The organism is Frankia sp. RB5, assembly GCF_059816245.1.
Window position 1 is genome coordinate 54,455 of sequence record NZ_JCBATA010000034.1, and the last position, 24,171, is coordinate 78,625.

Annotated in this window: 20 protein-coding genes and 1 pseudogene; 7 read left to right on the forward strand and 14 right to left on the reverse strand. The window is 74.9% G+C overall.

What is annotated here, in order from left to right; all coding sequences use genetic code 11:
* Positions 1-178: 178 nt before the first annotated feature.
* Positions 179-706, forward strand: a complete 528-nt coding sequence (locus tag AC6EXY_RS18775; RefSeq protein WP_499842378.1) for a hypothetical protein — start codon at positions 179-181, stop codon at positions 704-706.
* Positions 707-990: 284 nt separating this feature from the next.
* Here the strand turns inward: AC6EXY_RS18775 and AC6EXY_RS18780 are convergent, their stop codons facing one another.
* The 3 genes from AC6EXY_RS18780 to AC6EXY_RS18790 form a co-directional block, all read right to left on the reverse strand.
* Positions 991-1,644 (reverse strand): DUF4231 domain-containing protein, encoded by a 654-nt coding sequence (locus tag AC6EXY_RS18780; protein ID WP_499817374.1) that lies wholly within the window; start codon positions 1,642-1,644, stop codon positions 991-993.
* A 205-nt stretch (positions 1,645-1,849) separates the two neighbouring features.
* On the reverse strand, positions 1,850-2,623 hold the full coding sequence (locus AC6EXY_RS18785) for a thioesterase II family protein (protein WP_101836201.1): 774 nt from the start codon (positions 2,621-2,623) through the stop codon (positions 1,850-1,852).
* Between the two features lie 149 nt (positions 2,624-2,772).
* The gene (locus tag AC6EXY_RS18790; RefSeq protein ID WP_207770593.1) at positions 2,773-4,092 is read right to left on the reverse strand and encodes an MFS transporter; all 1,320 of its coding nucleotides are present in this window, start codon (positions 4,090-4,092) and stop codon (positions 2,773-2,775) included.
* A gap of 214 nt (positions 4,093-4,306) precedes the next feature.
* Between AC6EXY_RS18790 and AC6EXY_RS18795 the strand changes: the two genes are divergently transcribed.
* Positions 4,307-4,726 carry a GNAT family N-acetyltransferase gene (locus AC6EXY_RS18795; RefSeq protein ID WP_165818679.1) on the forward strand — a complete coding sequence of 140 codons (420 nt, stop codon included), beginning with the start codon at positions 4,307-4,309 and terminating at the stop codon, positions 4,724-4,726.
* 31 nt (positions 4,727-4,757) lie between these two features.
* On the opposite strand, the gene AC6EXY_RS18800 is transcribed toward AC6EXY_RS18795, so the two are convergent.
* Positions 4,758-5,330, reverse strand: a complete 573-nt coding sequence (locus tag AC6EXY_RS18800) for a hypothetical protein (RefSeq protein WP_207770594.1) — start codon at positions 5,328-5,330, stop codon at positions 4,758-4,760.
* 56 nt (positions 5,331-5,386) lie between these two features.
* Here AC6EXY_RS18800 and AC6EXY_RS18805 point away from each other — a divergent pair.
* Positions 5,387-5,497 (forward strand): annotated as a pseudogene (locus AC6EXY_RS18805) (transposase); the annotation flags it as partial.
* A gap of 128 nt (positions 5,498-5,625) precedes the next feature.
* Here the strand turns inward: AC6EXY_RS18805 and AC6EXY_RS18810 are convergent.
* The 9 genes from AC6EXY_RS18810 to AC6EXY_RS18850 all read right to left on the reverse strand — a co-directional run bounded on the left by AC6EXY_RS18810 (position 5,626) and on the right by AC6EXY_RS18850 (position 18,075).
* Entirely contained in the window at positions 5,626-7,092 is a 1,467-nt protein-coding gene (locus AC6EXY_RS18810) for an FAD-binding oxidoreductase (RefSeq protein ID WP_499817399.1), read from the reverse strand.
* Positions 7,038-9,149, reverse strand: a complete 2,112-nt coding sequence (locus AC6EXY_RS18815; protein ID WP_101836206.1) for a rhodanese-like domain-containing protein — start codon at positions 9,147-9,149, stop codon at positions 7,038-7,040. The genes AC6EXY_RS18810 and AC6EXY_RS18815 overlap by 55 nt, the downstream gene beginning before the upstream one ends.
* The gene (locus AC6EXY_RS18820) at positions 9,149-10,972 is read right to left on the reverse strand and encodes a dipeptide ABC transporter ATP-binding protein (RefSeq protein ID WP_499817398.1); all 1,824 of its coding nucleotides are present in this window, start codon (positions 10,970-10,972) and stop codon (positions 9,149-9,151) included. Before AC6EXY_RS18820 ends, AC6EXY_RS18815 begins: the two co-directional genes overlap by 1 nt.
* 77 nt (positions 10,973-11,049) lie before the next feature.
* Positions 11,050-12,090 carry an ABC transporter permease gene (locus AC6EXY_RS18825; protein ID WP_499817373.1) on the reverse strand — a complete coding sequence of 347 codons (1,041 nt, stop codon included), beginning with the start codon at positions 12,088-12,090 and terminating at the stop codon, positions 11,050-11,052.
* 10 nt (positions 12,091-12,100) lie between these two features.
* Positions 12,101-13,051 carry an ABC transporter permease gene (locus tag AC6EXY_RS18830; RefSeq protein WP_499817372.1) on the reverse strand — a complete coding sequence of 317 codons (951 nt, stop codon included), beginning with the start codon at positions 13,049-13,051 and terminating at the stop codon, positions 12,101-12,103.
* A gap of 8 nt (positions 13,052-13,059) precedes the next feature.
* Positions 13,060-14,748 carry an ABC transporter substrate-binding protein gene (locus AC6EXY_RS18835; protein ID WP_499817371.1) on the reverse strand — a complete coding sequence of 563 codons (1,689 nt, stop codon included), beginning with the start codon at positions 14,746-14,748 and terminating at the stop codon, positions 13,060-13,062.
* Positions 14,745-16,040 (reverse strand): acyl-CoA dehydrogenase family protein, encoded by a 1,296-nt coding sequence (locus tag AC6EXY_RS18840; protein WP_101836212.1) that lies wholly within the window; start codon positions 16,038-16,040, stop codon positions 14,745-14,747. The genes AC6EXY_RS18835 and AC6EXY_RS18840 overlap by 4 nt, the downstream gene beginning before the upstream one ends.
* Positions 16,037-17,215 carry an LLM class flavin-dependent oxidoreductase gene (locus AC6EXY_RS18845; RefSeq protein ID WP_101836214.1) on the reverse strand — a complete coding sequence of 393 codons (1,179 nt, stop codon included), beginning with the start codon at positions 17,213-17,215 and terminating at the stop codon, positions 16,037-16,039. Before AC6EXY_RS18845 ends, AC6EXY_RS18840 begins: the two co-directional genes overlap by 4 nt.
* Entirely contained in the window at positions 17,215-18,075 is an 861-nt protein-coding gene (locus AC6EXY_RS18850; RefSeq protein ID WP_101836216.1) for an alpha/beta hydrolase, read from the reverse strand. Before AC6EXY_RS18850 ends, AC6EXY_RS18845 begins: the two co-directional genes overlap by 1 nt.
* A 381-nt stretch (positions 18,076-18,456) precedes the next feature.
* Here AC6EXY_RS18850 and AC6EXY_RS18855 point away from each other — a divergent pair, with 381 nt between their 5' ends.
* Entirely contained in the window at positions 18,457-19,452 is a 996-nt protein-coding gene (locus AC6EXY_RS18855; RefSeq protein ID WP_101836227.1) for a LysR family transcriptional regulator, read from the forward strand.
* Here the strand turns inward: AC6EXY_RS18855 and AC6EXY_RS18860 are convergent.
* Complete coding sequence (locus AC6EXY_RS18860) at positions 19,373-20,155, reverse strand: TetR/AcrR family transcriptional regulator (protein ID WP_499817370.1); 783 nt, start codon at positions 20,153-20,155, stop codon at positions 19,373-19,375. The two genes, AC6EXY_RS18855 and AC6EXY_RS18860, sit on opposite strands and share 80 nt — an antisense overlap.
* A 107-nt stretch (positions 20,156-20,262) precedes the next feature.
* Between AC6EXY_RS18860 and AC6EXY_RS18865 the strand changes: the two genes are divergently transcribed.
* From AC6EXY_RS18865 to AC6EXY_RS18875, 3 genes are all read left to right on the forward strand, one after another.
* The gene (locus AC6EXY_RS18865; protein ID WP_499817369.1) at positions 20,263-21,663 is read left to right on the forward strand and encodes a GlnX family signal transduction membrane protein; all 1,401 of its coding nucleotides are present in this window, start codon (positions 20,263-20,265) and stop codon (positions 21,661-21,663) included.
* A 236-nt stretch (positions 21,664-21,899) separates the two neighbouring features.
* Positions 21,900-22,895, forward strand: a complete 996-nt coding sequence (locus AC6EXY_RS18870) for a transporter substrate-binding domain-containing protein (protein ID WP_101832823.1) — start codon at positions 21,900-21,902, stop codon at positions 22,893-22,895.
* 24 nt (positions 22,896-22,919) lie between these two features.
* Positions 22,920-24,119, forward strand: coding sequence for a serine/threonine protein kinase (locus AC6EXY_RS18875; protein ID WP_499842379.1), 1,200 nt, complete (start codon positions 22,920-22,922; stop codon positions 24,117-24,119).
* Positions 24,120-24,171 lie beyond the last annotated feature (52 nt).

A 24,171-nucleotide genomic window follows, 5' to 3' on the forward strand; every position in this document is an offset into this window, starting at 1 on the left:
CGGCGTCCTTCTCCTCGACGCTCTGGTTCGTCAGGAGCGCGAACCAGCCGTCGGCGTTCGCCGCCAGTTACAGCGCGTCCTCGTCGAAGAACCAGGTCAGCAGCGGTCTGCCGGTGTCGGGGTTGGTGTCGAGGTACAGGTTCGGGTGACCGACGTCGCTGCCCGGCTTGGAGTGACAGTGACCGGCGTGCGGATGCTCGGCAACCGGCAGGGCCCGGTGCGCAGCGGAGTGACACTACGCAGGCGCGGGCGGTTGTGGGTCCTGCTCGGGGCGGATCTGGCCACCTCCAGCCCGCTGGACGTCGACGCCGTGGAGATTCAGGTCGCTCTCGCTATCGCCCGGCGCCGTTCCTGGACCATGCGGTTGGTGCCGCTCCTGACGCTGACGGTCTGGGCCTTCCTTGTCCTGCTGGCCGACATCGCCTTTCCTGACCGGCCCGACCCGGTGAACGCAATGATGACGGCTTACCCTTGTTTTGTGGCACTGGTGATAGTGAGCCGCACGACGATCGTCCACCGTGGTCTCCGCCAGACAGACCAACGGGCGGCGTCAGTCGTGGGAGCCCGGCGGCTCGCCGACACCCTGGAACGCCTGGTGCGAGAAGGCCAGCAGTGGCCGCCCGGCCCCAGCATCTGGCTTTTTCTCGTCCCGATCCAGCACTATCTCCCCGCCCGGGCCGCGCGCCTACGAGAGGGTGCCCTGTAGGCCGCATACGAGGCTCTGGACCTGATCGCGGTACGCGGTCGACCCGAGTGTGTTCGAGCCCTCGACGGTGACGACCACAGGCTCCCCCAGCCCATCGCCCACCGGACCTTCGTCCCGGCCCACCGCCGCGACCAGCACAACACCGCCGCCCGGCCCGTCCACCAACGACGCAGCGACGCGTTCAGCCTCGCCCCCCAGCGTGCCGCAGACACCGGCACCGTCGGACTGAGCGTGTGGCCGCCGTCGGTGGCCACGCCGGTCCGGGTCCGCCCGGTGCGCGCGGATCATGGGGTCGATGGTCGGGAGCCGGCGGGGTCGAGGGTGACGTGGGGGTGGCGCAGGCCGCCGAAGTAGCGGTCGGCTTCGGCGTCGCGGATGGTGCGGGTCGCGGCGAGCAGGTCCTCGGTGGCCTGGTAGCAGTACCGGGCGGCGGCGGACGGCGGGCTGGCCTGGCGGGACCGGCTGATCCGCAGGTCCCAGCGCAGCAGCTCGTCGGTCAGCGCGTTCTCGGTGCGGCGCAGCAGCGACCACATCTCGTCCCACCGGTAGAACTCACGCAGACCGGTGAGCACGGCCACTGTCACGCCGACGCCGGCGAGCGCCACGTCGCGGTGATCGAAGTCAGCGCCGGCGAGCAGCGGCAGACTGCCGCCGAGCAGGACGGTGAACAGGCCACTGGCCCGGAAGAAGAACTTGTGCCGGTTGGCGCGCCGACGGTAGCGCTCACGCAGGGGGCGAACATCCGTGTCGACGATCTGCCGGCAGGCTGCGACGGCCTCGCCCCATTCCGGGTCCGGCGGGCTCGGCGGGCTCAGTGCGCCGCGCTCCGCCTCGACCGGATCGGACTTCGTCCTCGCCCTCCCCCTTCGTCTTCGCCGGCGCCGGCGCGGGGGCGGGAACCGGGGGCGGCGCAGGGGCAGAGGCAGGCGCAGGGACAAGGACCGGGGAGGTGGACGTGGAGGGGGCCGCGGCAGCGACGGCGGGAGGCGTGGGGGTCGGATCGGCCTGGTTCGGACTGGAATGCGACCTCATGAGCGGTGATCCTCTCAGAGGCAGCAAAGATCGTTACACTGCGCATCATCGCAGTGCTCCGACCTGCGCCGATCTCACGCCGCGGGCCGCACCGGCCCCACCACGTGCCGGTCAGGCGGGATGCGCGGCGGCGGCCAGGGCGTCGGAGATGGTGGTGATGACGGCGGGGGCCTGGTCGAGGAGGTAGAAGTGGCCGCCGGGGAACAGGCGCAGGTCGCAGGTGCCGGTGGTGTGCTTGCGCCAGAGTTCGGCTTCGGGGGTGGTGACGCGGGGGTCCTCGTCCCCGATCATGAGAATGATCGGGGTGCTGATCACCGCGTCGTCGGTGGGGACGTAGGTTTCGATGGCCTGGTAGTCGGCGCGGGTGGGCGGGACGATCATCTCGACGAGTTCGGGCTCGGCGAGGATGCGCGGGTCGGTGCCGCCGAGGGTGCCCATCTCGGCGACGAACGCGTCGTGGTCGAGTCGGTGGTAGGACTCGTCGCGCAGGGCGGAGGGGGCGCGGCGGCCGGAGGCGAGCAGCACGAACGGTTCGGGGACGGTGCGCCCGGCCGTGGCCGAGGCGGCGAGGCGGCGGGTCACCTCGAAGGCGACGATCGCGCCCATGCTGTGGCCGAAGAAGGCCAGCGGGCGGTCGTTCAGCCCACTGATCACCTCGGCGAGGGCGTCGGCCAGCGGCGCGATGGCGGTGAACGGCGGCTCGGCGCGGCGGTCCTGGCGGCCCGGATACTGCACGGACAGCACCTCGGCGACCGGGGACAACGCCCTGGCCAGCGGCACGAAATAGCTCGCGGAACCACCGGCGTGCGGAAAGCAGAGGAGCCGCGGCCCGTCCGCCGGGCCGGGCTGGAACCGCCGCAGCCACAGATCGGCCTCACTGGACATACGTGCCACCCCGTCCCGCCCCCTCGAATGTGACCGGTGCCACCTGGGCATGACGGCGGCACCCCGCCAGCTCCAGCGGGTTCGCAATGGTCACCATATGGTGATCCTAGGCGACCGTCCGCCCGCCCCGGAGTGGCGCGTGGAGTTTTTCACCCGTGCGCCGAAACCCTCTCCTCCGCCTGCGGCCCAGTCGATGTCGCAGGCACCGTCGCCGATGTCGCGGACTCCGGCTCCGCGGTGGTGACGGCGCGGTCCTCGCGCGCCGAGGCCCAGGAACGGTGCGCGACGGCGGCGGCGAGGGCGGCGAGCGCCGAGAGCAGGCCGCCGACGTACAGACCGGCGCGGGCGTCGGCAGCGTCGGTGAGCCCGCCGACGAGCGCGGCGCCGAGCGGCGTCGTCCCCTGCAGGATCAGCGCGTAGAGCGCCATCACCCGGCCCCGGAACGCCGGGTCGCTGCCGAGCTGGATGCGGTGGTTGGCCGCCTGCATGAAATAGAGCATGGCGAAGCCGGTCACCGCGAGCAGGGCGATCGCCACCGGATAGCTCGGCGCACACCCGGCCGCCGCCTCGACCAGCCCGAACACGCCCGCCCAGCCGATCACCAGCCAGGCGGACGGGCGGGTGCGCCGGCCGGTCGTCACGAACGCGGCGAGCAGGGAGCCCGCGGCGAGGCCGGTCGTCAGCAGGCCGAACGACGTGGCGCCCGCGTGGAACACGGTGCGGGCCAGCAGCGGAACAGTCAGCTGGAAGTTCATCCCGAACAGCCCGACGGTGGCCACCAGGCCGAACACGACGACGAGGTCCGCCCGGCCGCGCACATAGCGCAGGCCGTCGACGACCCTGGGCGCCGGCTCCCCCGCCGCCCGCCGGTGCCGACGGATCTCGCCCGGGCGCATGAGCCGCAGCCCGACGACCGTGGCCAGATAGCTGCCAGCGTTGATGGTCATCGCCGGGCCGGTACCGAATGCGGCGATGAGCGGCCCGGCGGCGGCGGGACCGAGCACTCGGGCGGTGTTGAAGTAGGCGGCGGACAGGGCGGAGGCGTTCGGCAGCAGCTCGGGGCCGACGAGTTCGCTGATGAACGCCATCCGCGTCGGCATCTCGACCGCGTTGACCAGCCCGATCCCCAGCGCGAACAGGCACACCTGCCACAGCCGCACCGCCCCGGTGAACACCAGCAGCGCCAGCGCCGTCGACAGCACGCCCGCGACCAGGTTCGCGCCGGTGAGCAGATGGCGCTTGTCGTACCGGTCGGCGAGCCGGCCGCCGTAGAGCGTCAGCAGCATCACCGGCGTGAACTGCAACGCCGTGACCAGCGCCAGCGCCGACCCCGAGTCGTGGCTCAGCGACAGGACCAGCCAGTCCTGCGCCGTGAACATCATCCACGTGCCGGTGACGGACAGCACCTGCCCGCCAGCGAACAGCCGAAAGTTGTGGACCCGCAGTGACCGAAAGACCCCGCCGATCATCGCTCCTCGCTCTACGGACACCTCCATCGCTGCCCAGCGGCGGCGACCGGCCCACGGCCATCCTCGCCGAGTGACGGCCTCCGGTCCCCGGATCCCACGCGAAGTCTGACGGCTCACGGCCGCTACGACAGCCTGACCTCGCCGGCCCGTGGGCGACAATCGTCCCGTGAGGCCGGAGTGGATAGCGGGTGTTCGACTTGAGCGTGTAGCGGTCGTGGAGACGTTCGCTCTGCGGCAGCGGGTGCTGCGGCCGAGTCTGACCGTCCGGGACGTGGAGACGCCTCGGGACCGGGATGTCGACACGGCGCATGTGATCGCGAGGTTGGTCACCGGTGAGGTCGTGGGTACCGGCACGGTGATCAGGGAGGAATCGCCCTGGGGAGAGGCCGGGTGGCGGCTGCGCTGGATGGCCGTCGCCCCCGACCACCGGCGCCGCGGGGTCGGCGCACGACTGCTCGCCGCACTTGTCGAGCATGTGGGTGCTGGGGGTGGGGGAACACTGTGGTGTGTCGCTCGGCTATCGGCCGTCCCCTTCTACGAGCGGGCGGGCTTCACGATCCGAGGTGAGCCGGGAGATGACCGGGACACCGGCCCGACCGTCGTCATGTGGTGCGAGCAGGTCGCCGACAGGTGATCTCTCGGGCCCGTCCGTCAGGCCGATGCGGTCAGCGCCGGCTTCGTCTCCACCAAGCCGTCGCGTTGCGAGCGGGAGAGGCCTTGGTGGTTTCGAAGGTCGCGTCGAGTTGCGTGCGGCACGCCTGCTGGATTTCGTGCCGTAGCTCGTCGCCACTGCGGCCCCACCCGAACTCCCATTCGTCGGCGAGAAAGTGGATTCGACCCAGTGGCAGGCTGCTGAGCGACTCGTTCGGGATGGTTCCCACGATCGTGCTGACCACGGTGGCCACCCATCGTTCGGTCACCCGTCCTGCCGCGTGCATCTCCGCGATAGCCGTGAATGCGATCATCCCAGCCGCGCGCTCGCGGCCCGCGCCCTCCGCGTCCAGGTCACGCCTGTCCGGGCCGCACTCGTCCAGGGCGGCCGCGAGCAGGTCGTCGACGGCGCGAGGGTCGCGGCCGCTGAGTCCCGCAAGCTCAGCGACGCTGACGTCGCCCCAGCCGGCGATCAACCAGTCCGCCGCCCAGAACGGAACGCGCTCCGCCGGCATCGTTCCCAGCACCCGCCAGGCCGCCACCAAGCGCGGCGGCGGGGGTTCGTCGGGCCAGTCGTACACGTACACATGATGCCGACCATCGGCTACCTCGTCACGTCACTTTCCCGGTCGTCCATCCTGACAGCGAGTTCAACGGCGAGGACGACCACGTACACCTGCTCGTCGACTACCCGCCGAAGGTCGCCGTGTCCGCGCTCGTGAGCACCCTGCAGGAGGGCACGAGTCGGGCACTGCCGTTCCGCAGCCCTGCGGACTGGTGCGATCCCACCTTCGCGATCGCGAACCACCGGCTTCGGCGCCGCCCGCGTCCTCGGCCGGGTCGCGATCGCCTACGGGTACCTCGGCGACGTCGCCGGGAGCGTCACAGGGCGCGGCCGGGGGTGAGGGTGCCGGCGGGGTCGAGGGTGGAGCGCAGGCGTCGTTGCAGGTCGTGGGTGGCGGGGTCGAGTTCGGCGGCGAGCCAGCGGCGCTTGAGGACGCCGACGCCGTGTTCGCCGGTGACGGTGCCGCCGAGTTCCAGCGCGAGGGCGAAGATCTGCTCGGCGGCGGCCCACGCTCGTGGCGGGATCTCCGGTTCGGCGGGGTCGACGACGATGATCGGGTGCAGGTTGCCGTCGGCGACGTGCGCGAGGGTGTAGATGTCGACACCGGCGGCGGCGCCGATCTCCGTGACGCGCCGCGCGGCCTCGGCGAGGCGGCTGCGGGGCACGGCGATGTCCTCGATGAGGACCCGGCCGAGCCGTTCGAGGGCCGGCAGCGCGGCGCGGCGGGCTTCGAGCAGGGCCTGCGCGGTCGCCGCGTCCGACGAGCGGCGCACGAGCCGGGCCCGCTCGGCAAGGACGGCCTGGGCGACGTCGGCCTCCGCGTCGGCGCCGAAGCCGTCGGTCTGCACGAGCAGGAACACCGCCTCGGACGCCGCCGGGTCACCGCCGCCAGTGAGGGCGTTGACGGCGGCGACGGTGCGGGCGTCGAGCAGTTCGGCGACGGCGGGGACGACGCCGGCGGCGGCGAGTGCGGTGACGGCGTCGACGGCGGCGGGCAGGGTGTCGAAGAACGCGGCCAGGGTGACGGTCGCGCGCGGCAGGGGTCGCAGGCGCACGGTGGCGCCGACGATCACCCCGAGGGTGCCCTCCGAGCCGACGAACAGGCCGGTCAGGTCGTAGCCGGCGACACCCTTGACGGTGCGCCGGCCGGTGTGGATCACCTCGCCGCTGGGGAGGACGACGTCGAGGCCGAGCACCGACTCGCGGGTGACGCCGTACTTGGCGCAGCGCAGCCCGCCGGCGTTCGTCGCGATGTTCCCGCCGATCGTGGAGATCGCCGCGCTCGCCGGGTCGGGCGGGTAGGACAGGCCGGCCGCGCGGGCGGCGGCGTCGAGGTCGGCGGTGATGACGCCGGGTTCGACGACGGCGAGCGCGTCGTCGACGGACAGCTCGCGGATCCGGTTCAGCCCGGACACGTCCAGCACGACGGTTCCGGCGCCGGCCGCGGCACCGCCCGCGAGGCCGGTGCCGGCCCCGCGCACGGTCACCGTCACCTGCTGGGTCTCGGCGACCCGCAGCACCGCCTGGACGTCGGCGACGTCACGGGCGAAGGCGACGCCGAGCGGTCGTCCCACGGGAACCCAGCCGGAGCGGTCGAGCCGGTGCCCGTCGACGACCGCCGGATCGCTGCTCCAGCGCCCGACCGGCAACGCGACCGCGAACGCCTCCGCCACCGTGGCCGCCTCCCCGGACGGCGCCGCACGCTCGGCCGCGGCCCGCACGGTCCGGCTCATCGTGGGCCGGTGGCGACGGGTCGGGACGGGTCGGAGGACCACGCGGACCAGGAGCCGGGGTAGAGCGCGGCCTCGACGCCGACGACGGCCAGGGCCGCGATCTCGTGCGCCGCGGTCACCCCGGACCCGCAGTACACCCCGACCACTGGCTGCACGCCCCGACCGCCATCACTCGCCCCGCCACCCTCGCCGGCGGACGTGCCGACGCCACCGGCAGCCTCGACGACCTCCTGCGTGTTGGCGGCATCGGCCGTGTCGACGCCGTCGGGCGTGTCGGCGCCGACGGCGACGCCGAGGGCACGGAAGCGGGTGCGCAGGTCGGCGGCGGAGCGGAAGCGGCCGGCGGCGTCGAGGTTGTCGCCGGTGGGGGCGCTGCGGGCACCGGGGATGTGGCCGGCGCGCGGGTCGACCGGTTCGACCTCGCCGCGGTAGCGCTCGCCGGCACGGGCGTCGAGCAGCACGCCGGAGTCGGCGAGGGCGGCGGCCTCGTCGGCGTCGAGGACGGGCAGATGGCCGCCGGACAGCTCGATGTCGCCGGGCACCGGGATGATCTCCCCGGTCTCCAGCGGCAGGCCGGCGTCACGCCAGGCGGCGAGCGCGCCGTCGAGGATGCGCACGTCGGCGACGCCCGCCCAGCGCAGCAGCCACCAGGCCCGGGCCGCGGACAGGCCGCCGTTGTCGTCGTAGACGACGACCGGGCGCCCGGCGGACAGGCCCCAGCGCCGCGCCGCGGCGCGCAGCACGCCGAGGGACGGCAGCGGGTGACGCCCGGCGAGGCCGCCGGGGGCGGCGGCGAGCGTGTGGTCGGCGAGCTCGGTGTCGAGGTCGACGTACACGGCGCCGGGCAGATGGCCGTCGCGGTAATGGTCGTGGCCGTGCGGGTCGCCGAGCGCCCAGCGGACGTCCAGCAGCAGCGGCGGACGCGCCGAGGCCTGCTCGTCGCGCAGCGCCTTCGCGTCGACCAGCACGGCGCCGGCCTTGGCTCCGGCGGAGGTGGGGTGGGCCGCCGTCACGACGCCGACGGGCTCGGTCTCGGCGCCGGGCCCGGCGAGCAGGTTCGCCAGGTCGTCGGCGCCCAGCGTGCCAGGCGCGGTTCCCAGGCGGGCGGCGGTGGCGAGGCGTCGCTGCACCCCGGCGTTGACCGGCGCGACGAGGCCGTGCAGGCGGGCGAGCAGGACGATCTCGCCGTTGAGGTAGTCCGCCTCGACCGAGCCGCCGCGGGCCAGGCTCTGCCAGGTGGAGCTGCCCGGCCGGTCGAAACCAGGGATCTCCCGCGGGCCGAGAGTGGTGACGTCCAGGCCGATGCCCCCGGCGGCGCCGGGGGACCCGCCGTCGGGGGCGCGCAGGTCGGCGAACCCGGCGGGGTCGATGCCGGCGGCGGACAGGACATGGCGCGCCTCGGCGACGAGCGCGGCGGAGGCCTCGTCGCGGCGCGGGCTCGGCGGATAGAGCGCGTCGAGGTTGTAGGCGAGGTTGCCGAGCAGTTTGCCGGCCTTCCAGCGGCCGATGTCGTCGACGACCCGCACCTGGCAGGCGCCGGCGCGCAGGTCGGCGGCGATGGCCTCGACCACCGGGTCACCGGTGCCGCCGCCGGGGACGCGGCCGAGCAGGAAGCCGGCGACGTGCGGCGCGGACGGGGCGATCACCTCGCCGGGGCGCAGGTGCGTCGAGGCGCAGAACACCACCGCGTCCACGACCGTGGCGAAGCGGCGCAGTGCCGCCCGGGCGCCGTCGAGGCCGTTCTGCAGCAGCACCAGCGGCAGTGTCTCCCCCGCGGTCGCGGCCGCGGCCCCGCCGTGCACCGGCTGCCAGGCCCAGGCGGCGAGCACGGCCTCGGCGTCCTGTGCCTTGGTGGCGAGGACGAGCACGTCGCCGGGGCGCAGGGTGACCTCGTCGGGTCCGGCGGCGACGGCGAGCGGGACCTGGCGGATGTCGGCGGGCCCGCCCGGGGTGGCGGACGGGCGGATGTAGCGCAGCCCGCCGGCGCGCAGGGCCGCGAGGTTCGCCCCCCGGGCGACGGCGAGCGTGTCGACGCCGGTGGCGTGCAGTTGCGCGGCGACGGTCGCGCCGACCGCCCCGGCGCCGATCACCACGTATCGCTGGGCCATCACGAGTCCTCCCGTCGGGCCGCCGCGGCGGTCAGGCCGGCGGCGGTGGCTGTGGCTGTGCCTGTCGCGCCGGCGTCGGCGTCGTCGGCGTCGGCGGCGGCGGCGGCGGCGATCGTCGCACCGTCGGCGGTGTGCGCGCTGTCGGAGCGGGCGAGCTGCGCGGCGAACCGCTGGCCCGGCACGGCGCCGAGCAGCTCCCGGGTGTGCTCGCGCGCCGGAGCGGTGAGGACGGTCGCCGCCGGGCCGCTCTCCACGATCCGTCCACCGTGCAGCACGGCGACGTGGTGGGCGAGCTGGGCGACGACCGCCAGGTCGTGCGCGATGAAGAAGTAGGCCACGCCGAGTTCGCGTTGCAGGCGCAGCAGCAGGGTCAGGATCTGGTCCTGCACGGAGACGTCGAGGGCGGAGACGGGCTCGTCGAGCAGGACCAGGGCGGGCTCCAGCGCCAGCGCCCGGGCGATCGCGACCCGCTGGCGCTGCCCGCCGGACAGTTCCGCGGGCCGGCGCTCGGCGTACGACGCCGGCAGCGCCACCTGGTCGAGCAGCTCGCGTACCCGCGCGGCCCGGGTCGCCCGGTCCCCGACGCGGAAGGACACCAGCGGCTCGGCGACGCACTGCGCGACGGTGAAGCGCGGGTCCAGGGACGAGTAGGGGTTCTGGTGGACGAGCTGGAAGCGGCGGCGCAGCGGCCGCAGCCGCGACCAGCTGGCGTCGGTGATGTCCTCGCCGTCGAGGTACACCCGGCCCCGGGTGGGCCGTTCCAGGCCCATGGCGATGCGCAGCGCCGTCGTCTTGCCGGAGCCGGACTCGCCGACGAGCCCCAGCGTCTGCCCGGCCCGCACCGTCAGGCTGACGTCGTCCAGCGCCCGCAGTGTCCGGTTCCCAGCGCCGCCGTCGCCATCGCCGGACTCGGAGCCGCCGCGGGGCAGCCGGAAGTCCTTGCCGACGCCGTCGAGGCGCAGCAGTTCCGGCGCCGGCGGCACCGTGGTGAAGCGGGGCACGACGTGCCCGGCGTGGGACAGTGCCGGGGCGACGTCGATGAGGTGGCGGGTGTAGGGGTCGCGGGGGCGCAGCAGGATGTCCGCCGGGGTGCCCTGCTCGACGACGCGGCCGCGGCGCATGACGATCACCCGGTCGGCCCGGTCGGCGGCCACGCCCAGGTCATGCGTGATGATCATCAGGGAGGTGCCGGTGTCGCGGACGAGGCCGGCGAGGTGGTCGAGGATGCGCCGTTGCACGGTGACGTCCAGGGCGCTCGTCGGCTCGTCGGCGACGATGAGCCGAGGATGCCCGGCGATGGCGATGGCGATGAGCACCCGCTGCCGCAACCCGCCGGAGAGATGGTTCGGGTACTGCCGGGCCCGCACCGCCGGCCGGTCGACCCCGGCCCGTTCCAGCGCCTCGAGCACCTCGGCGCGGGCGAGCCGGCGGTCCACCCCTCGGCGGCGGACCGCCTCGGCGACCTGGGCGCCGACGCGCATCGTCGGGTTGAGCCCGACCATCGGGTCCTGCGGGATCAGGGCGACGGTCGTGCCGCGCAGCCCACGCAGCACCCGGTCGGGCGCGCCGGTGACATCCCGCCCGGCCACCTCGATCCGGCCGCCGGTGACGACGCCGCCCGCGGGCAGCAGGCCGAGGATCGCGTGCGCCGTCGTCGTCTTGCCCGACCCGGACTCGCCGACGACCGCGACCGTCTCCCCGGGCGCCACCGCCAGGTCGACGTCCGCTACCGCCGGCACCACCCGTCCCCGCGACCGGTAGCCGACGCACAGCCCGGACAGCGCGATGAGGGGCCTCTCGTCGTCCACCGCCGCGGCCCTCACGGTCGGGTCGGCCGTCGCGGTCGGGTCGGCCCTCACGGTCGGGTCGGCCGTCGCGGCGTCGCGCTCGGTCGTCTCGGTCACCGCTGGGCCTCCTCGAGGGTGCGGGCGATGTGATTGAGGCTGAACACGACCAGGCCGACGAACAGCCCGGGCAGCAGCGACAGCCAGGGACTGGTCACCAGGTAGTTGCGCCCGTTCGAGATCAGCGTGCCCCACTCGGCGGCCGGCGGCGGGGTGCCGAAGCCCAGGAAGCTCAGGGCGGAGATGAGCAGCACCGCGGCGCCGAAGTCGAGCACGGTGAGCACGGCGACCGGCCCCCACGAGTTGGGCAGCACGTGGCGCAGCATGACCCGGCTCCAGGACGCGCCGCCGGTGCGGGCCGCCTCCACGTAGGCCTGCTCGCGCACCCGCAGCACCTCGGCCCGGGTTGTGCGGGCGAACCCGGGGGTGATGCCGACGCTCACGGCGATGGCCATCGGCAGCAGGCCGAAACCGAGCGCGGTGACGATCGTGAGCGCCATCAGCAGGATCGGGATCGCCAGCAGGACGTCGACGATCCGCATGAGCAGCACGTCGACCCAGCCGCCGAAGAACCCGGCGATGACCCCGATGGCCAGGCCCGCGACCACGGCGATGAGCACCGCGCCACTCGTCGCCTTGATCGTCAGCGTGGAGCCGTGCAGTATCCGGCTGAACAGGTCGCGGCCCAGCTCGTCGGTGCCGAACAGATGGGACGTGCTCGGCCCGCGCAGCTTGTCGGTGGGCGAGGTCGCCGACGGGGAGTAGGAGCTGAACCAGGACGGCACGAGCCCCGAGAGGATCACGAACGCGACGAACAGCACGGCGAGGACGAACCCCGGCCGGCGCAGCAGCGGCGTGAGGGTCGCCGCCGCGCCGTGCCATCGACGTCGCCACGCCGCCCACCGCCCGTCGGCCCAGGGCTCACCGGCCTCGGACTCTCCGCCCGGCGCCGAGGACGGACCGTGCGCGGCTGCCTCGCCGGCCTCGGTGACGTCGCCGGCGGCGGGCGCGTCACCGCTGGCGCCGGCGGCGCGGCCGGCCGGTGGGTCGAGCAGGTCGGGGGCCAGCAGGTCGGCGGAGGCGAGGTTGTCGGGCATCGGGTCCCCCTCAGGCCACCCGCGCCGCGCTGGCCACACGCGGGTCGAGCAGCGAGTACAGCAGGTCGACGAGCAGGTTGACGGAGACGAACAGCACGGCGCCGATCAGCACGATGGCCTGGACGACGGGCACGTCCTGGCCGAGCACCGCCTGCTGGGCGAGCTGGCCGATGCCGTTGCGGGAGAACACCGCCTCCACGACCACCGCGTTGGTGACCGTGTAGCCGACGATGACGCCGAGCAGGGTGAGCGCCGGCAGGGAGGCGTTGCGCAGCGCGTGGCGCAGCTGCGTCGCCCAGCGGGACAGGCCCTTGGCCCGGGCGGTGAGGATGTACGGCTCGCCCCAGGTGTCGGCGAGGCTGCGGGTGAGCAGCTGGGCGAGCATCGCCCCGCCGGGCAGGGCCATCGTCACCGCCGGCAGGACCAGGCTGTCGGCGCCGCTGTTGCCCGTCGCGGGCAGCCAGGACAGCGAGAACGCGAAGACCTGGATGAGCAGCAGGCCGACGAAGAACTGCGGCAGCGACACGCCGACGGCGGGCAGCCGGGCGAGCAGCACCCGGGCCGGGCGCCACTGGACGTAGGTGGCGAGGAAGGCGATGCCGACGCCGAACAGCAGGGTGATCGGGATGGCGACGGCGGACAGCAGCAGGGTGTCCGGCAGCTTGTCGGCGATGAGCGAGCTGACGGAGACGTTCTGGGTCAGCGACATCCCGAAGTCGCCGTGCAGCGCGCCGCCGAGGGCGCGGAAGTACTGCACGAGGATCGAGTCGTCGAGGCCGTAACGGGCCTCCAGCAGGTGCAGCTGTGCCGGGGTGAGGGTGCCGATGTCGGCGCCGCTGGCGGACAGCTGCAGGGTGACCGGGTCGCTGGGCAGCACGTGCAGGATGACGAAGGCGACCGTGTAGGCCGCCCAGAGCACGACGAGTGCCTGGGCGAACCTACCGGCGAGATAGCGGAGCACGTCCCGGCCTACTTCGACAGCCAGAGGTCGTTGGCGCGCAGGAAGCTCTCCGACGTCCAGGCGAAGCCGTGCACCTTCTTCGTCAGCCCGATGACCTGCACCCGGTCGGCGATCGGGAAGACCAGGCCGTTGTCGATCAGATAGTCCTGCAGCTGCTGGTAGACGCCGCCGCGCGCCTCGGGGTTCACGGTCGACAGTCCCTTGCCGAACAGGTCGCTGACCTTCGCGGCCGTGGCGGCGTCCTGGGAGAACTTCGCGGTGTAGGAGGTGGAGCCGGCGGCGTTGAGCAGGGAGCCGAGCACGCTCGGGTCGGCGCGGGTCAGGTAGCCCGGCACCAGATCGTAGTCGCCCTTGGCCGCGGTCGGGGTGAACTGCGAGGCGGTGACGACCTTGATCTGGTAGTCGATGCCGACCTTCTTGAGCTGGTCCTGGACGAGCTGGTCACCCGGGGTCCCCGCCTGGGTGAGGGCGACCAGCGTGAGCTTGCGGCCGTCCTTGTGGCGGTAGCCGTCGGAGCCGAGGGTCCAGCCCGCGCCGTCGAGCAGCTTCGCCGCGCCGGCCGGGTCGTGGGCGAGCTTCGCCGACTCGTCCGCGACGTACGGAGTGGTCGAGGTCAGCGGGCTCTTCGCGACCGGGTAGCCGTCCCAGAAGATCGTCTTGGTGTAGCTGGGGAGGTCCAGCGCCTTGTAGAGGGCGCGGCGCACGGCGAGGTCGCCCAGCGGCCGGTCGCCGGTGACGTTCGGGTACAGGTTGGTGCTGATGCCGGGCAGGGCGCGGGTCTCGATCCGGCCGCCGGAGGCCTTGATGACGTCCTGGTCGGCGGAGCTGATCGGCTGGCGCGGCCAGGCGATGTCGAGGGTGCCGTTGGTCAGGCTGCCGACGCGGACGCTGTCCTCGGCGATGTAGCTGACGTCGATGCCCGCCAGGTACGCCTCGCCCTTGTTGGCGACCAGCGAGCTCGGCCAGGCGTAGCCGGCGCGGCGGGTGAGCTTCGCCGACTTCGCGGCGGAGTAGCTGTCGAGGGTGAACGCCCCCGAGCCGACGATCTTGCCGGCGCAGCGGGCCTCCGGCGTCTCCTTGTAGGTGGCCGGGGAGAGGACCGCGAGCGTCGTGGTGGAGGTGGCCTGCAGGAACGCCGCGTTCGGCGTGCTGAACTCGACCTTCACCGTGGACGGGTCGACGACGGTCGTCGCCTTGTAGCCGGCGAGGTAGGTGACGCCCAGGGTGGAGCGGGGCCCCAGGGCGACGGTGCCGTCGTAGGCGGTCTTGACCGCGTTCGCGTCGAGCTTCGTGCCGTCGCTGAACGTCACACCGTCGCGCAGCTTGAACGTGTACTCGGTGGCGTCGGCGTTCACCGTCCAGCTGGTCGCGAGCCAGGGGACGATCTTCCCGGTCTTCGGGTCCTGGTCGGTCAGCGAGTCGGCGATGTTGCGGTCCAGGCTGCGCGACTCGATCCAGTACACCTGGTTGGGGTCGATGCAGGCCTGCAGGTCGTTCCAGAAGGCGATCTTCAGACGCCCGCCGGGGACGGGCTTGCCGGCGGAGGACCCGTCGGCCGAGTCTCCTGCCGCCGCGCCGCCGCCGCTGCCGCTTCCGCAGGCCGCGAGGATGGCGGCCGTCATGGCGGCGACGGCCGCGGTGGCCAGTCGTCGCCTCCCCCCGAGGGAGCGCGATCGGTGACGGGTGGACGTGCTCATGACTTCGGAGCTCCTTCGGAGGGCGTGGCGGCGGCAAGCGTGCGCCGGCCGGCGAGCAGGAGGGCGGTGTCCTCCTGCGGCGGGTGCACGCGCACGCAGTGGACGTCACGCAGGTGACGTTCGAGCGGGTTGGCGCGGGTCAGGGCGGGGTTGCCGAGGGCGGCGACGGCGGTCTGCACGGCGCTGACCGCCGCCCGGGCGATCAGCGGCTTGGCCAGCACGGCCTTCTCGACGGCGAGCGGGTCGTCGTCGTCGGCGCGGCGGGCGACGTTGTAGGCGATCTCCTCGGCGGTGACGAGCTGTGCCTCGATCTCGCCGGCGATGGCCTGGATGCGTTCGGTGGTGGCGATCGGGCGGCCGAGCGCCGTCGGAACCCGTTCGTGCGCGAAACGCAGGAAGAACTCCTGCGCGGCACGGGCCACCCCGACGTAGAGGGCGGTGGCGCCCAGACCGACGCCGGCGAAGAAGGCCTCCGGTGCCTGGCGGGCCGAGTGGCGTTCGCCGCGGAAGTGCTCGGCGGGCAGCACCACGTCGTGGTAGAGCACGTCGTGGGTGCTGCTGGCGCGCAGGCCCAGATGGTCCCAGGTACGCACGATCTCGACGCCGGGGGCGTCCGCGGGCACGATCGCGTGGCCGACGAGCGGGTCGTCCTCCTCGGTGGCCGCCCACACCAGGTGGTAGGACAGCCCCTCGGAGCTGGTCGCGAAGCCCTTGTGGCCACGCAGCAGCCAGCCACCGTCCTCGGTGCGCCGGATCGTCGTCGCGGGCAGGCCGCCACGGGCCGGGGCGCCGAGCTCGGGCTCCGCGCGGATCGCGTTGAGCAGCACCGGCCGCTCCCGCGCGTCGGCGACGACCCGCTGGTAGAGCGCCTCAGGCCAGAACGACGTCCGGGCCTGCAGGACGTGCTGGAACACCGTCATCGAGGTGATCAGCGCGACTGACGGGTCTCCCTTGCCGAGCGCCAGGAACACCCGGACGCTGTCGACGGCGGACAGCTCCTGCCCGCCGTAGCGCGACCCGATGCCCAGGCGCAGCAGGCCCGCGTCGTGCACCGCCCGCACGCCCGTCCAGGGGAACTCCCCCGACCGGTCGTACTCCTCGGCGGTCGCCGCGAGCTCGGCGCTCACCCGCGCGAGCGCCGCGTCCGACAGGTCCGCCGCCGGCGGCGCCGTCGCCGCCAGGTCCGCGGCCGACCGGTCCAGCGCCGGCGCGGCCGGTCCCTCCACCGCCGGCAGGTCCGTGGCCGGCAGGTCCGTGGCCGGTACGTCCGCCGCCGCGGTGTGCGCCGTCATGACGCCACGCCGGCGAGCACGGCGAGCTCCTCGCGGGCCAGGCCCGCGTCGGCCGGGACGACCTCGCCGCGCTGGCCGGTCGCCTCGCGGTGGGCGAGTTCCTGGCGTACCAGCGGAAGGACGTCGCGGCCGTAGTCGACGAGGTCGTTGAAGTTGTCGTAGCCGCGGATCGAGATCAGCTCGGCGCCGAGGTCGACGTAGTCGAGGATCGCCGCGGCGACCGTCTCCGGTGAGCCGACCAGCGCCGTCGACGCGCCGGCGGCGCCGGTGGCCGTCGCGGTGGCCGTCCACAGTGCCCGGTCGTGCACCACGCCCTGGGCGGCGGCGGCGAGCAGCCGCTGCGAGCCGACGTTCGGCGGCGCCTGGCCGGCGTCGCCGCCGAGGCTGTTGCGTCCCACCCGGGCCCGGAAGCCGCCGGTATCGCGCAGCACGCCGAGGATCTGGTGGGCCTTCTCCCAGGCGAGCTGGTCAGTGGCGGCGACGATCGGGCGGAAGCTCACCCAGATCCGCGGGGTGTCGGTGCGCCCGGCCAGGCGGGCCTGCGCGCCGACGGCGTCGATCTGCTCGCGGGTCTGCGCGAGCGGCTCGCCCCACAGCCCGAAGATGTCGCCCTTCGCCCCGCCGACCTGGTAGGCCTCGGCCGACGACCCGCCGACGGAGACCGGGATGGTGCCGTGCACGGGACGCACGACGGAGACGAAGTCCTCGAAGGAGTAGTAGGTGCCGGCGTGGTCGAACGGCGTCGTCGACGCCCACACCCGGCGCAGGATGTCGATGTACTCGGACTGGCGGGCGTACCGCTCGGCCTTGGCGAGACGGTCGCCCTCGCGGGCCTGCTCGTGGTCGTCACCGCCGGCGATGAAGTGGACGACGGCGCGCCCGCCGGAGAGCTGGTCGAGGGTGGCCAGCTGCTTGGCGGCGACGGTCGGGTACATCGTGTTCGGCCGCAGCGCCACGATGGGGCGGACCCGCTCGGTGTACTGGGTCAGCGCGCTGGCCACGGTGAACGGGTCGTGGAACGCCGAGCCGTAGGCGCAGAGGGTGTAGTCGAAGCCGTAGTCGTCCAGGGTGCGGGCGTAGCGCCGGAAGAACGGCAGGTCGACGCCGCCATAGCCGAACCGGTTGACCTCGTTGGACGGGTTGACGTTGATGGCGCTGATGAACTCGACGGGCATCAGATCTCTCCTCGGGGTCCGATCAGCCGGCGCGCGATGACGGGAAGGTCGGCACCGAGGCGCAGCCGTTCGAGGAACAGCACGATCTCGGCGGCGGCGCTGCGGTGGGTGGCGTCGTTGAGCGCGTCGTGCCGGCCTTCCTCGATGACCACCAGCTCGGCCCGGCGCGCCGCGGCGTAGCGTTTCCGCGCCTGCCGCAGCGGGCTGACGGTGTCCGCCGCGCCGTGCAGCCCCAGGACCGGGACGTCGACCCGGGCCAGGTCGCCGTCGGCCAGCCAGCTGGCCGGGACCGGTCGGCGCAGGTCGCCGCGGCGCACCCGCGGGTCGGCGGCGAGGCGGCCCTGGTGGGTGGGGCACGCGGTGCGCACCGCGAGCTCGGCCTCCCAGCCGCCGTCGTCCGGCCCGCCCGCCGGCGACTGGCCCTGCGCGGGTGCCTGACCGTCCGACGAGGAGGCCTGCCCGTCCGGCGCGGTCGGCAGGCCCGCGAGCAGGAGCGCGTCGACCCGCACGGCGCCGGTGGCGACGAGCGCGGCGGCGAAGGCCGCGCCCGCGTCGGAGCCGGCGAGCACCCGCGGGGCGGGCAGGTCGGGGTCGGCGAGCAGGGTGCGCAGGTCCGCCGTCACCGCGTCGGGATCGCGGGTCGGATCGCCGAGCGCCCGCACCCGGTACCCGTCGAACGCGACACGGCTGCCGAACCGCTCGTAGACACCGGGATGCTCCCCTCGGCCGGCGACGAGCAGGACGGTGCCGCGCGGGGCGATGGCGGGCGGGTTGTCCCAGGCCAGCAGGGTCGGGGCAGGGCTGGCGGTGGGCTGTTCGCCGGTGTGGGCCGCGGAGCTGGGCGGGGCGGCGGAGGTCATGGAAGGTCCTTCGTCCGGGGAAGGGGAGCCGCGCGTCGCGCCGCGCACGCACGGGCCGACGGCCGGCGGACACGGGCGGCGGACAGACGGGCACGGTCGAGGGCGGGACGCGCGCACGGGGTCGTCGCGCGTCTCGCCGGGGCGGAGACGCGTGGGAGGAACTACAGGGGGGCGGCGAACGTCAGCCGCGGCGACAGCAGCTGGAGGAGAGGATCCCGAAGTCGACGACGCGCCGACGGGTCAGGAGTCCGACCCGGGATGCGCGCGACCTGCCAACCATGTCCACCACAATGGTGGGTTTTACGGATGGTGTCCAACGCCGATCCGCAATCACACCGATCAGCATTCGCGATCGGTCTGGTATCGTCGGGTGTGCCCTCCATGTCCCCGAGCTCCCGTGCGGGTTTCCCGGCGGACTCGCTGCCTCCAGCGGGCTCCGCTCTGCCCGCGGCGTCCCCGACGGGGTCGTCGGTGCTCGACATCACCGCGCTACGCAGCCTCGTCGCGATCGCCGACAGCGGCGGGTTCCGCCGGGCGGCGGCGGCGCTGTGCGTGTCACAGTCCGCGGTCAGCCAGCATGTCCGCCGCCTCGAACGCGCGGTCGGCCGCCCGCTGGTCACCCCGGACGGACGCGCCACCCGCTTCACCCCCGACGGCGAGCTGCTGCTGGCCGCCGCCCGGCACCTGCTCGACCTGCACGACGCCACCCTGCGGGCGCTCGGCGTCGGTGCCCCGGCCCGTCCCTCGACGATCACCGTCGGGGCGACCGAGCACGCCGCCGACCACCTGCTCCCGCTGTGGATGGTCGCGTTGACGGCCGCCTATCCGGACGCCCGCGTGCAGTTTCGTCTCGACCGCGGCGCCCGGCTGACCGAGGGGCTCGACGCGGGCACCGTCGACGTCGCGCTGCTCATCGGCGTGCCGCCGGGCCCCGGCAGCCGCCCGGCCGGCGTGCTGCCGCTGGCCTGGTACGCGGCCGCCGGCTGGTCTCCCCCGCCGCCGGGACGCCCGCTGCCGCTGATCGCCATCAACGACCCGTGCACCATCCGCCGCCAGGCGCTGAGCACGCTGGCGCGGGTCGGGCGAACCGCCTGGGTGGCCGGCGAGGCCGGGCACCTCGCCGGGGTGCTGCAGGCGGCGCGCGCCGGGGTCGGGGTGGCGCTGCTTGCCGACGTCGGCCCCGTCCCGCCGGGCCTCGTGCGCCGCGACGACCTGCCCGCCGCCGATCCCGAGCCGCTGCATGTGCGGACCCGCCGCGGCGCGCCGGCCCGTCTCGCCGACGTCATCGGCGACACCGTCACGGACGCGCTGGCGGCGGTGCCCCCCGCTGGACACGATGAGCGATCCCGTCGAGGACGATCGCCAGCCCCTCGATGAACACGTCCGAGGCGCGCGCCGACGTGAACGCCGCGCCGGCGGCTCGCAGCCCGCGCAGGTCGTCGTCGGGCAGCAGCGCGGTGAGCCGGTCGAGCTGGGTCTCCTGCGCCTCCCCCCGCGGCCAGCGCCCGGCGTTGCCGCGCTGGATGGCGGCCGAGCCGACAACGAAGTCGAGCAGGGTGCTCGCCGCGTGCGTCGCCTGCTCGGCGTCGAGCCCGGCGTCCAGGAAGATGGTGAGAAACGCGTCGACGACCCGCAGCGTGTTCGGCCCCCACACCGGCCGGCTCAGCACCGTCCCCACCGGCAGCGGATGGTGCAGCAGGACGTGGCGTACCTCGCGCATGAGCGACTCCGCCCGCTCCCGCCAGCCACCGCGCGTGCCGTCGCGCGGCAGGCGCACCGCGCCGAGGCTGCGGTCGACGATGAGCACGAGCAGCTCGTCGCGGCTGGTGATGTGCCGGTAGAGCGAGGCGCTGGAGGTGTCGAGCCGGTGCGCGACCTCGCGGACGGTCAGCGCCTCGAGCCCGCCCTCGCGCAGCACCTCGATCGCGGCGTCGACGAGACGCTCCGTCGACAGTCCGCCGACCCGCGGCCGGCGGCGCGCGTCCGCGGCCATGCGCTCGGCCCACCACTGCGGCGAGCCCGCCTCGGCCCTGCCCGCACCGCCCCCGATCCCGCCGCCTGCCCCGCCCACGCCCGTCATCCAAACACCGGCCCGTTCGTGGGGGCGCGACGACCCCCGCTGTGATGTGACGGTCCCGTAACGTCGGACCTGTCCCGGGACGTCCCCTGTCCCCTAAGATCCACTTCATGACCGCCGTCGACACGGCAGCGCCACCCGTTGACGTGGGCCGGCCGCGCAGGCGCCTGGCCACCCCGCCCGGCCGGCTGCGCCTGCTGTCGATCCTGGTCGCGGCGATGCTGGTCGCGCTGTGGGCCGCGGCGTTCACCACGGTGCGGGTCCGCCAGCACGCGACGCACGCGCTCGCCGGCACGCACGTCGCCGCGGTCGTCGCCGCCGAGAGCCTGCGCGCGGACCTCGCCGCCGCCGACGCCGCCGCGGCACGGGAGCTGCTGCCGGGCGCCACGGTGCCCGCCGCCGTGCGGCCGGATCCGCGCACGGCCTACCAGCGGGCCGTCGCCGACGCCGGCGCGCGGATCGTCGAGCTCGCCCGCGTCGGCCACGATGCCGGCGCGCCCGGTGCGCTGACCGTCCTCAGCCAGCGGCTGCCGGAGTACGCCGGGCAGGTGGAGCTGGCTCGGGCGTACACCCGGCTCGGGTCCACCGTCGGTGGCGCCTACCTGCGGTCGGGGTCGGCGCTGATGCGCGCCGCGCTCCTGCCCGCCGCCGACCGGCTCGTCACCGCCGAGGCGGCCCGCGTCGACCGGGACAGCCGGCGGGCCAGCGGCGCGCTCGGCCCGCTCGTCGTCGCCGCGGCGGGCCTGGTGAGCGTGGCGATGCTCGTCGTCGTCCAGATCCGGCTGTTCCGGCGCACCAACCGCATCCTCAATCCGGCGCTGGTCGCCGCCACCCTGCTCGCCGCGATCGCGGTGGGCTGGGCCCTGACCGCCTTCGCGGTCCAGCGTGCCCACTTGCTGGACGCCCGCGACCAGGGCTTCCGCCCGCTGACGGCGGCCGGGCAGGCGCGCGCGCTGGGCCTGCGGGCCTGGGCCGACGAGAACCTCGCCCTGATCAGCCCGGCGGACGCCGCCGCCCACGACGCCGATGCGGACGCGGCCACCCTCCGCCTCGGCTACGACCCCGGCGGCGACCTCGTCACCGCCGCCGACCCCTCCACCGGCCCTACCACCGGCTCCGCGCCGCCCGGCCTGCTCGCGGGCCTCACGGTTCCCGCCGGGCTCGAGGGGCCGGCCGCGCCGCTCGGCCCCGTCTGGCAGGTCCATCAGACCAACGCGGCCCAGGTCCGCGCCCACCTCGACGAACCGGGTGGCCTGCCGACGGCGCTCGCCCTGCTGCAGGGCCCGGACACGATCGCGTTCCACCGCTTCGACCAGGCGTCCGCCGCGGTGGTCGCCGCGGCCAGCGGCCGGCTCACCGGGCACCTGACGCAGGCCGGGGCACCGCTGCGCTCGCTGCCCGCCGCCCTGTCCCTGTCCCTCGGGCTCGCCGCCGTGCTGACCCTGGTCGGCATCCAGGTGCGCATCAACGACTACCGCCAGCCGCGGGGGCATCACCCGGACGGCGGGTGACGCGAGGCACCTCCCAGCCGCCGGCGCGACCGACGGCGCAGGCCACGCACACGGCCCGGGCCAGGTCGGGCCGCACGTGGTGACGACAACGCGACACCGCACCGCCACCCCGGCCGCGCCCGACCTACCATCGATCGTCGCCTGGCGCCGGGACGGCCAGGCGGTGACGGCCCCGCCAGGCGGGACGACCACGAAGGGACTTGAGCGGGGCAGTGGTACGCACGGGCACGACTGGTATGTCCGGGTTCGCACGGAGTGGTGGCGCGCCGGTCGCCCGCGGCGGCGCGGGGGCCGCCGCGAAGGCGACTCGCGCGGCGGTGCTGGCGCTGCTGATCGCCCTCGCCGGCTGCGCCGCCGTGCCCAGCCCGCTCCCGCCGCAGGCACGCCCGCTCGGCGACGCCGCGTCGCCCGCCGGCCCCTCCGCGGGAACAGGATCGACGGCGCCGCCGTGCCGCCTGCCCGCGGGGAGTCTGCGCCCGGCACCGGTCGCGCCGCCGGGACCGTCGCTTGCAGCTGCGCCGGGACCGACGCCGGGACCCTCGCCGGATCCGGACGTCGCCGCCGTGGTGCGCCGGGGATACCTGCGCGTCGGGGTGCGCTCGGACGCGGCGCCGTTCGGCTCGCTGCAGCCGGGCACCGGCCGGCTGGAGGGCTTCGAGGTGGACGTCGCGAACCAGGTCGGCCGGGCCCTGTTCGGCGCGGACGGCCGGGTGCGGCTACGCCCGGTCACGACGGCGCAGGCGGTCGAGCTGGTCCGCCGCGGGGAGCTCGACGTCGCCGCCGCCGGCGTGACGGTCACCTGCGAACGCTCCGAGCTGGTCGACTTCTCCGCGCCCTACTTCGTGACCGCGCCCGCCGCGCTCCTCGCCCGGACGTCGTCGATCCGCCGGCTGGAGGACCTTCGGGGCCACCGGACGTGCGCGGTGGCGGGCGCGGCCGCGGCGGCCGACTGCCTCGTGACGCTGCAGCGCGGCGGCGTCGAGGCGGTCACCGGCGACGAGACGACGCTGGTGGGGCTTGCCGCGCAGGATCCGGCCACGCACGTCGTCGGCCTCGCCGCCCGGCGGACGGACCAGGTGGCCATGGTGGTCGCCCGCTCGGCGCCGGGTCTCACCCGGTTCGTCAACGCCGTGCTCGCGGCCCGCGAACTGGACGGCGCCTGGGGGCGGAGCTATACCCGCTGGCTGCGCGGCACGCCCCCGCCTGCGCCCGCGGCCACCTACCGGGACTGACGGGACGACAGGGAGCACGTGCGCATGCCCGACACCGACCCGTCGTCGGACCGCCCACCGGCGGACCGGCCGGCCGATCCCCGGTCGCGCCTGCTGGCCGATCCCCGCCTGCCGCAACGACTGCGGATCTGCACCCGCTGCGGCGACCCGGTGGGACGCGCGCGGGGGGAGCGGCCGGCGTTGGCCGAAGGATACTGCGCGGGCTGCGGGCAGCCCTACTCGCTGCGCCCGCCGCTGCACGCCGGTGACCGGATCGGCCGCTGGGAGATCGCCGGGGCGCTCGCGCACGGCGGGCAGGGCTGGCTCTACCTGGCCCGTGACCCCGCACCGGCCACCGGATCCACCCGGTCCGCCTCGGGCGCCGGGTCCGCCTCGGGCGGAGGTGCCGCCGTGGCCGGTCCCGCGCCAGGCTGGGTCGTGGTGCGGCCCCTGCCCGGGGATCGGGAGTTCCTCACCGAGCTCGACCATCCGGCGATCGTGCGGGTCCACGCGCTCGTCGAGCACCGCGGCCAGGGCTACGCCGTCCTGGACGACATCGAGGGGACATCACTGCGCGAGCTGCCGCGCCATCGTGGCGCGCCGCTGGCCCTCCCCGAGGCGATCGACCACCTGCTCGCCGTGCTGGCCGGGCTCGCCTACCTGCGCGGCCGCGGCCTGGCCCACGACGATCTCACCCCGGACGCCGTCCTGGTCGGCCGGGACGGCCGGGCGCGGCTGGCCCGCCCGGAGGCGATCCACCGCGTCGATCCCCCGGACCCGGTCGCCGCTGCGCGTCGCCGGGGACCGGACCCCGCCCGCTCCCGGGCGGGGCGCGGTCCGCACCGCCGGGACGCCACGGACGAGGTGCGCACGGTCGGCCGGATGCTCGCCGGGTACGCCGGCGACGCCCCCGCGCGGCACGAGTCGTTGCGGCGGCTGCTGGCGAAGGCGACCGCGGACGATCCGAGGCGACGCTTCACCGGCGCCGACGAGCTGCGCGGCGCGCTGCTCGGCGTCCGCCGGGAGATCGCCGCGGCCAACGGCACGGCCCCGCCACCGGATCCGCCGCGCAGCACCCTGTTCGGGACCGACACCGACCCGGGCGGGCAGGCGGCGCCGTGGCGGCTGCTGCCGGGCCTGCTGCCCGACCCGGCCGACCCCGCGGGCAGCGCGGCGCGCGCGCCGGCCGCCCGGTCGAGATCCGAAGAGCGTCGGGTAGGGAAAGAGTGTGTGCGAGCGGGGTGATGTGGGGGGTGGGGGGGTGGGGTAAAAAGGGGGGGGGGGGGGGGGGGGGGGG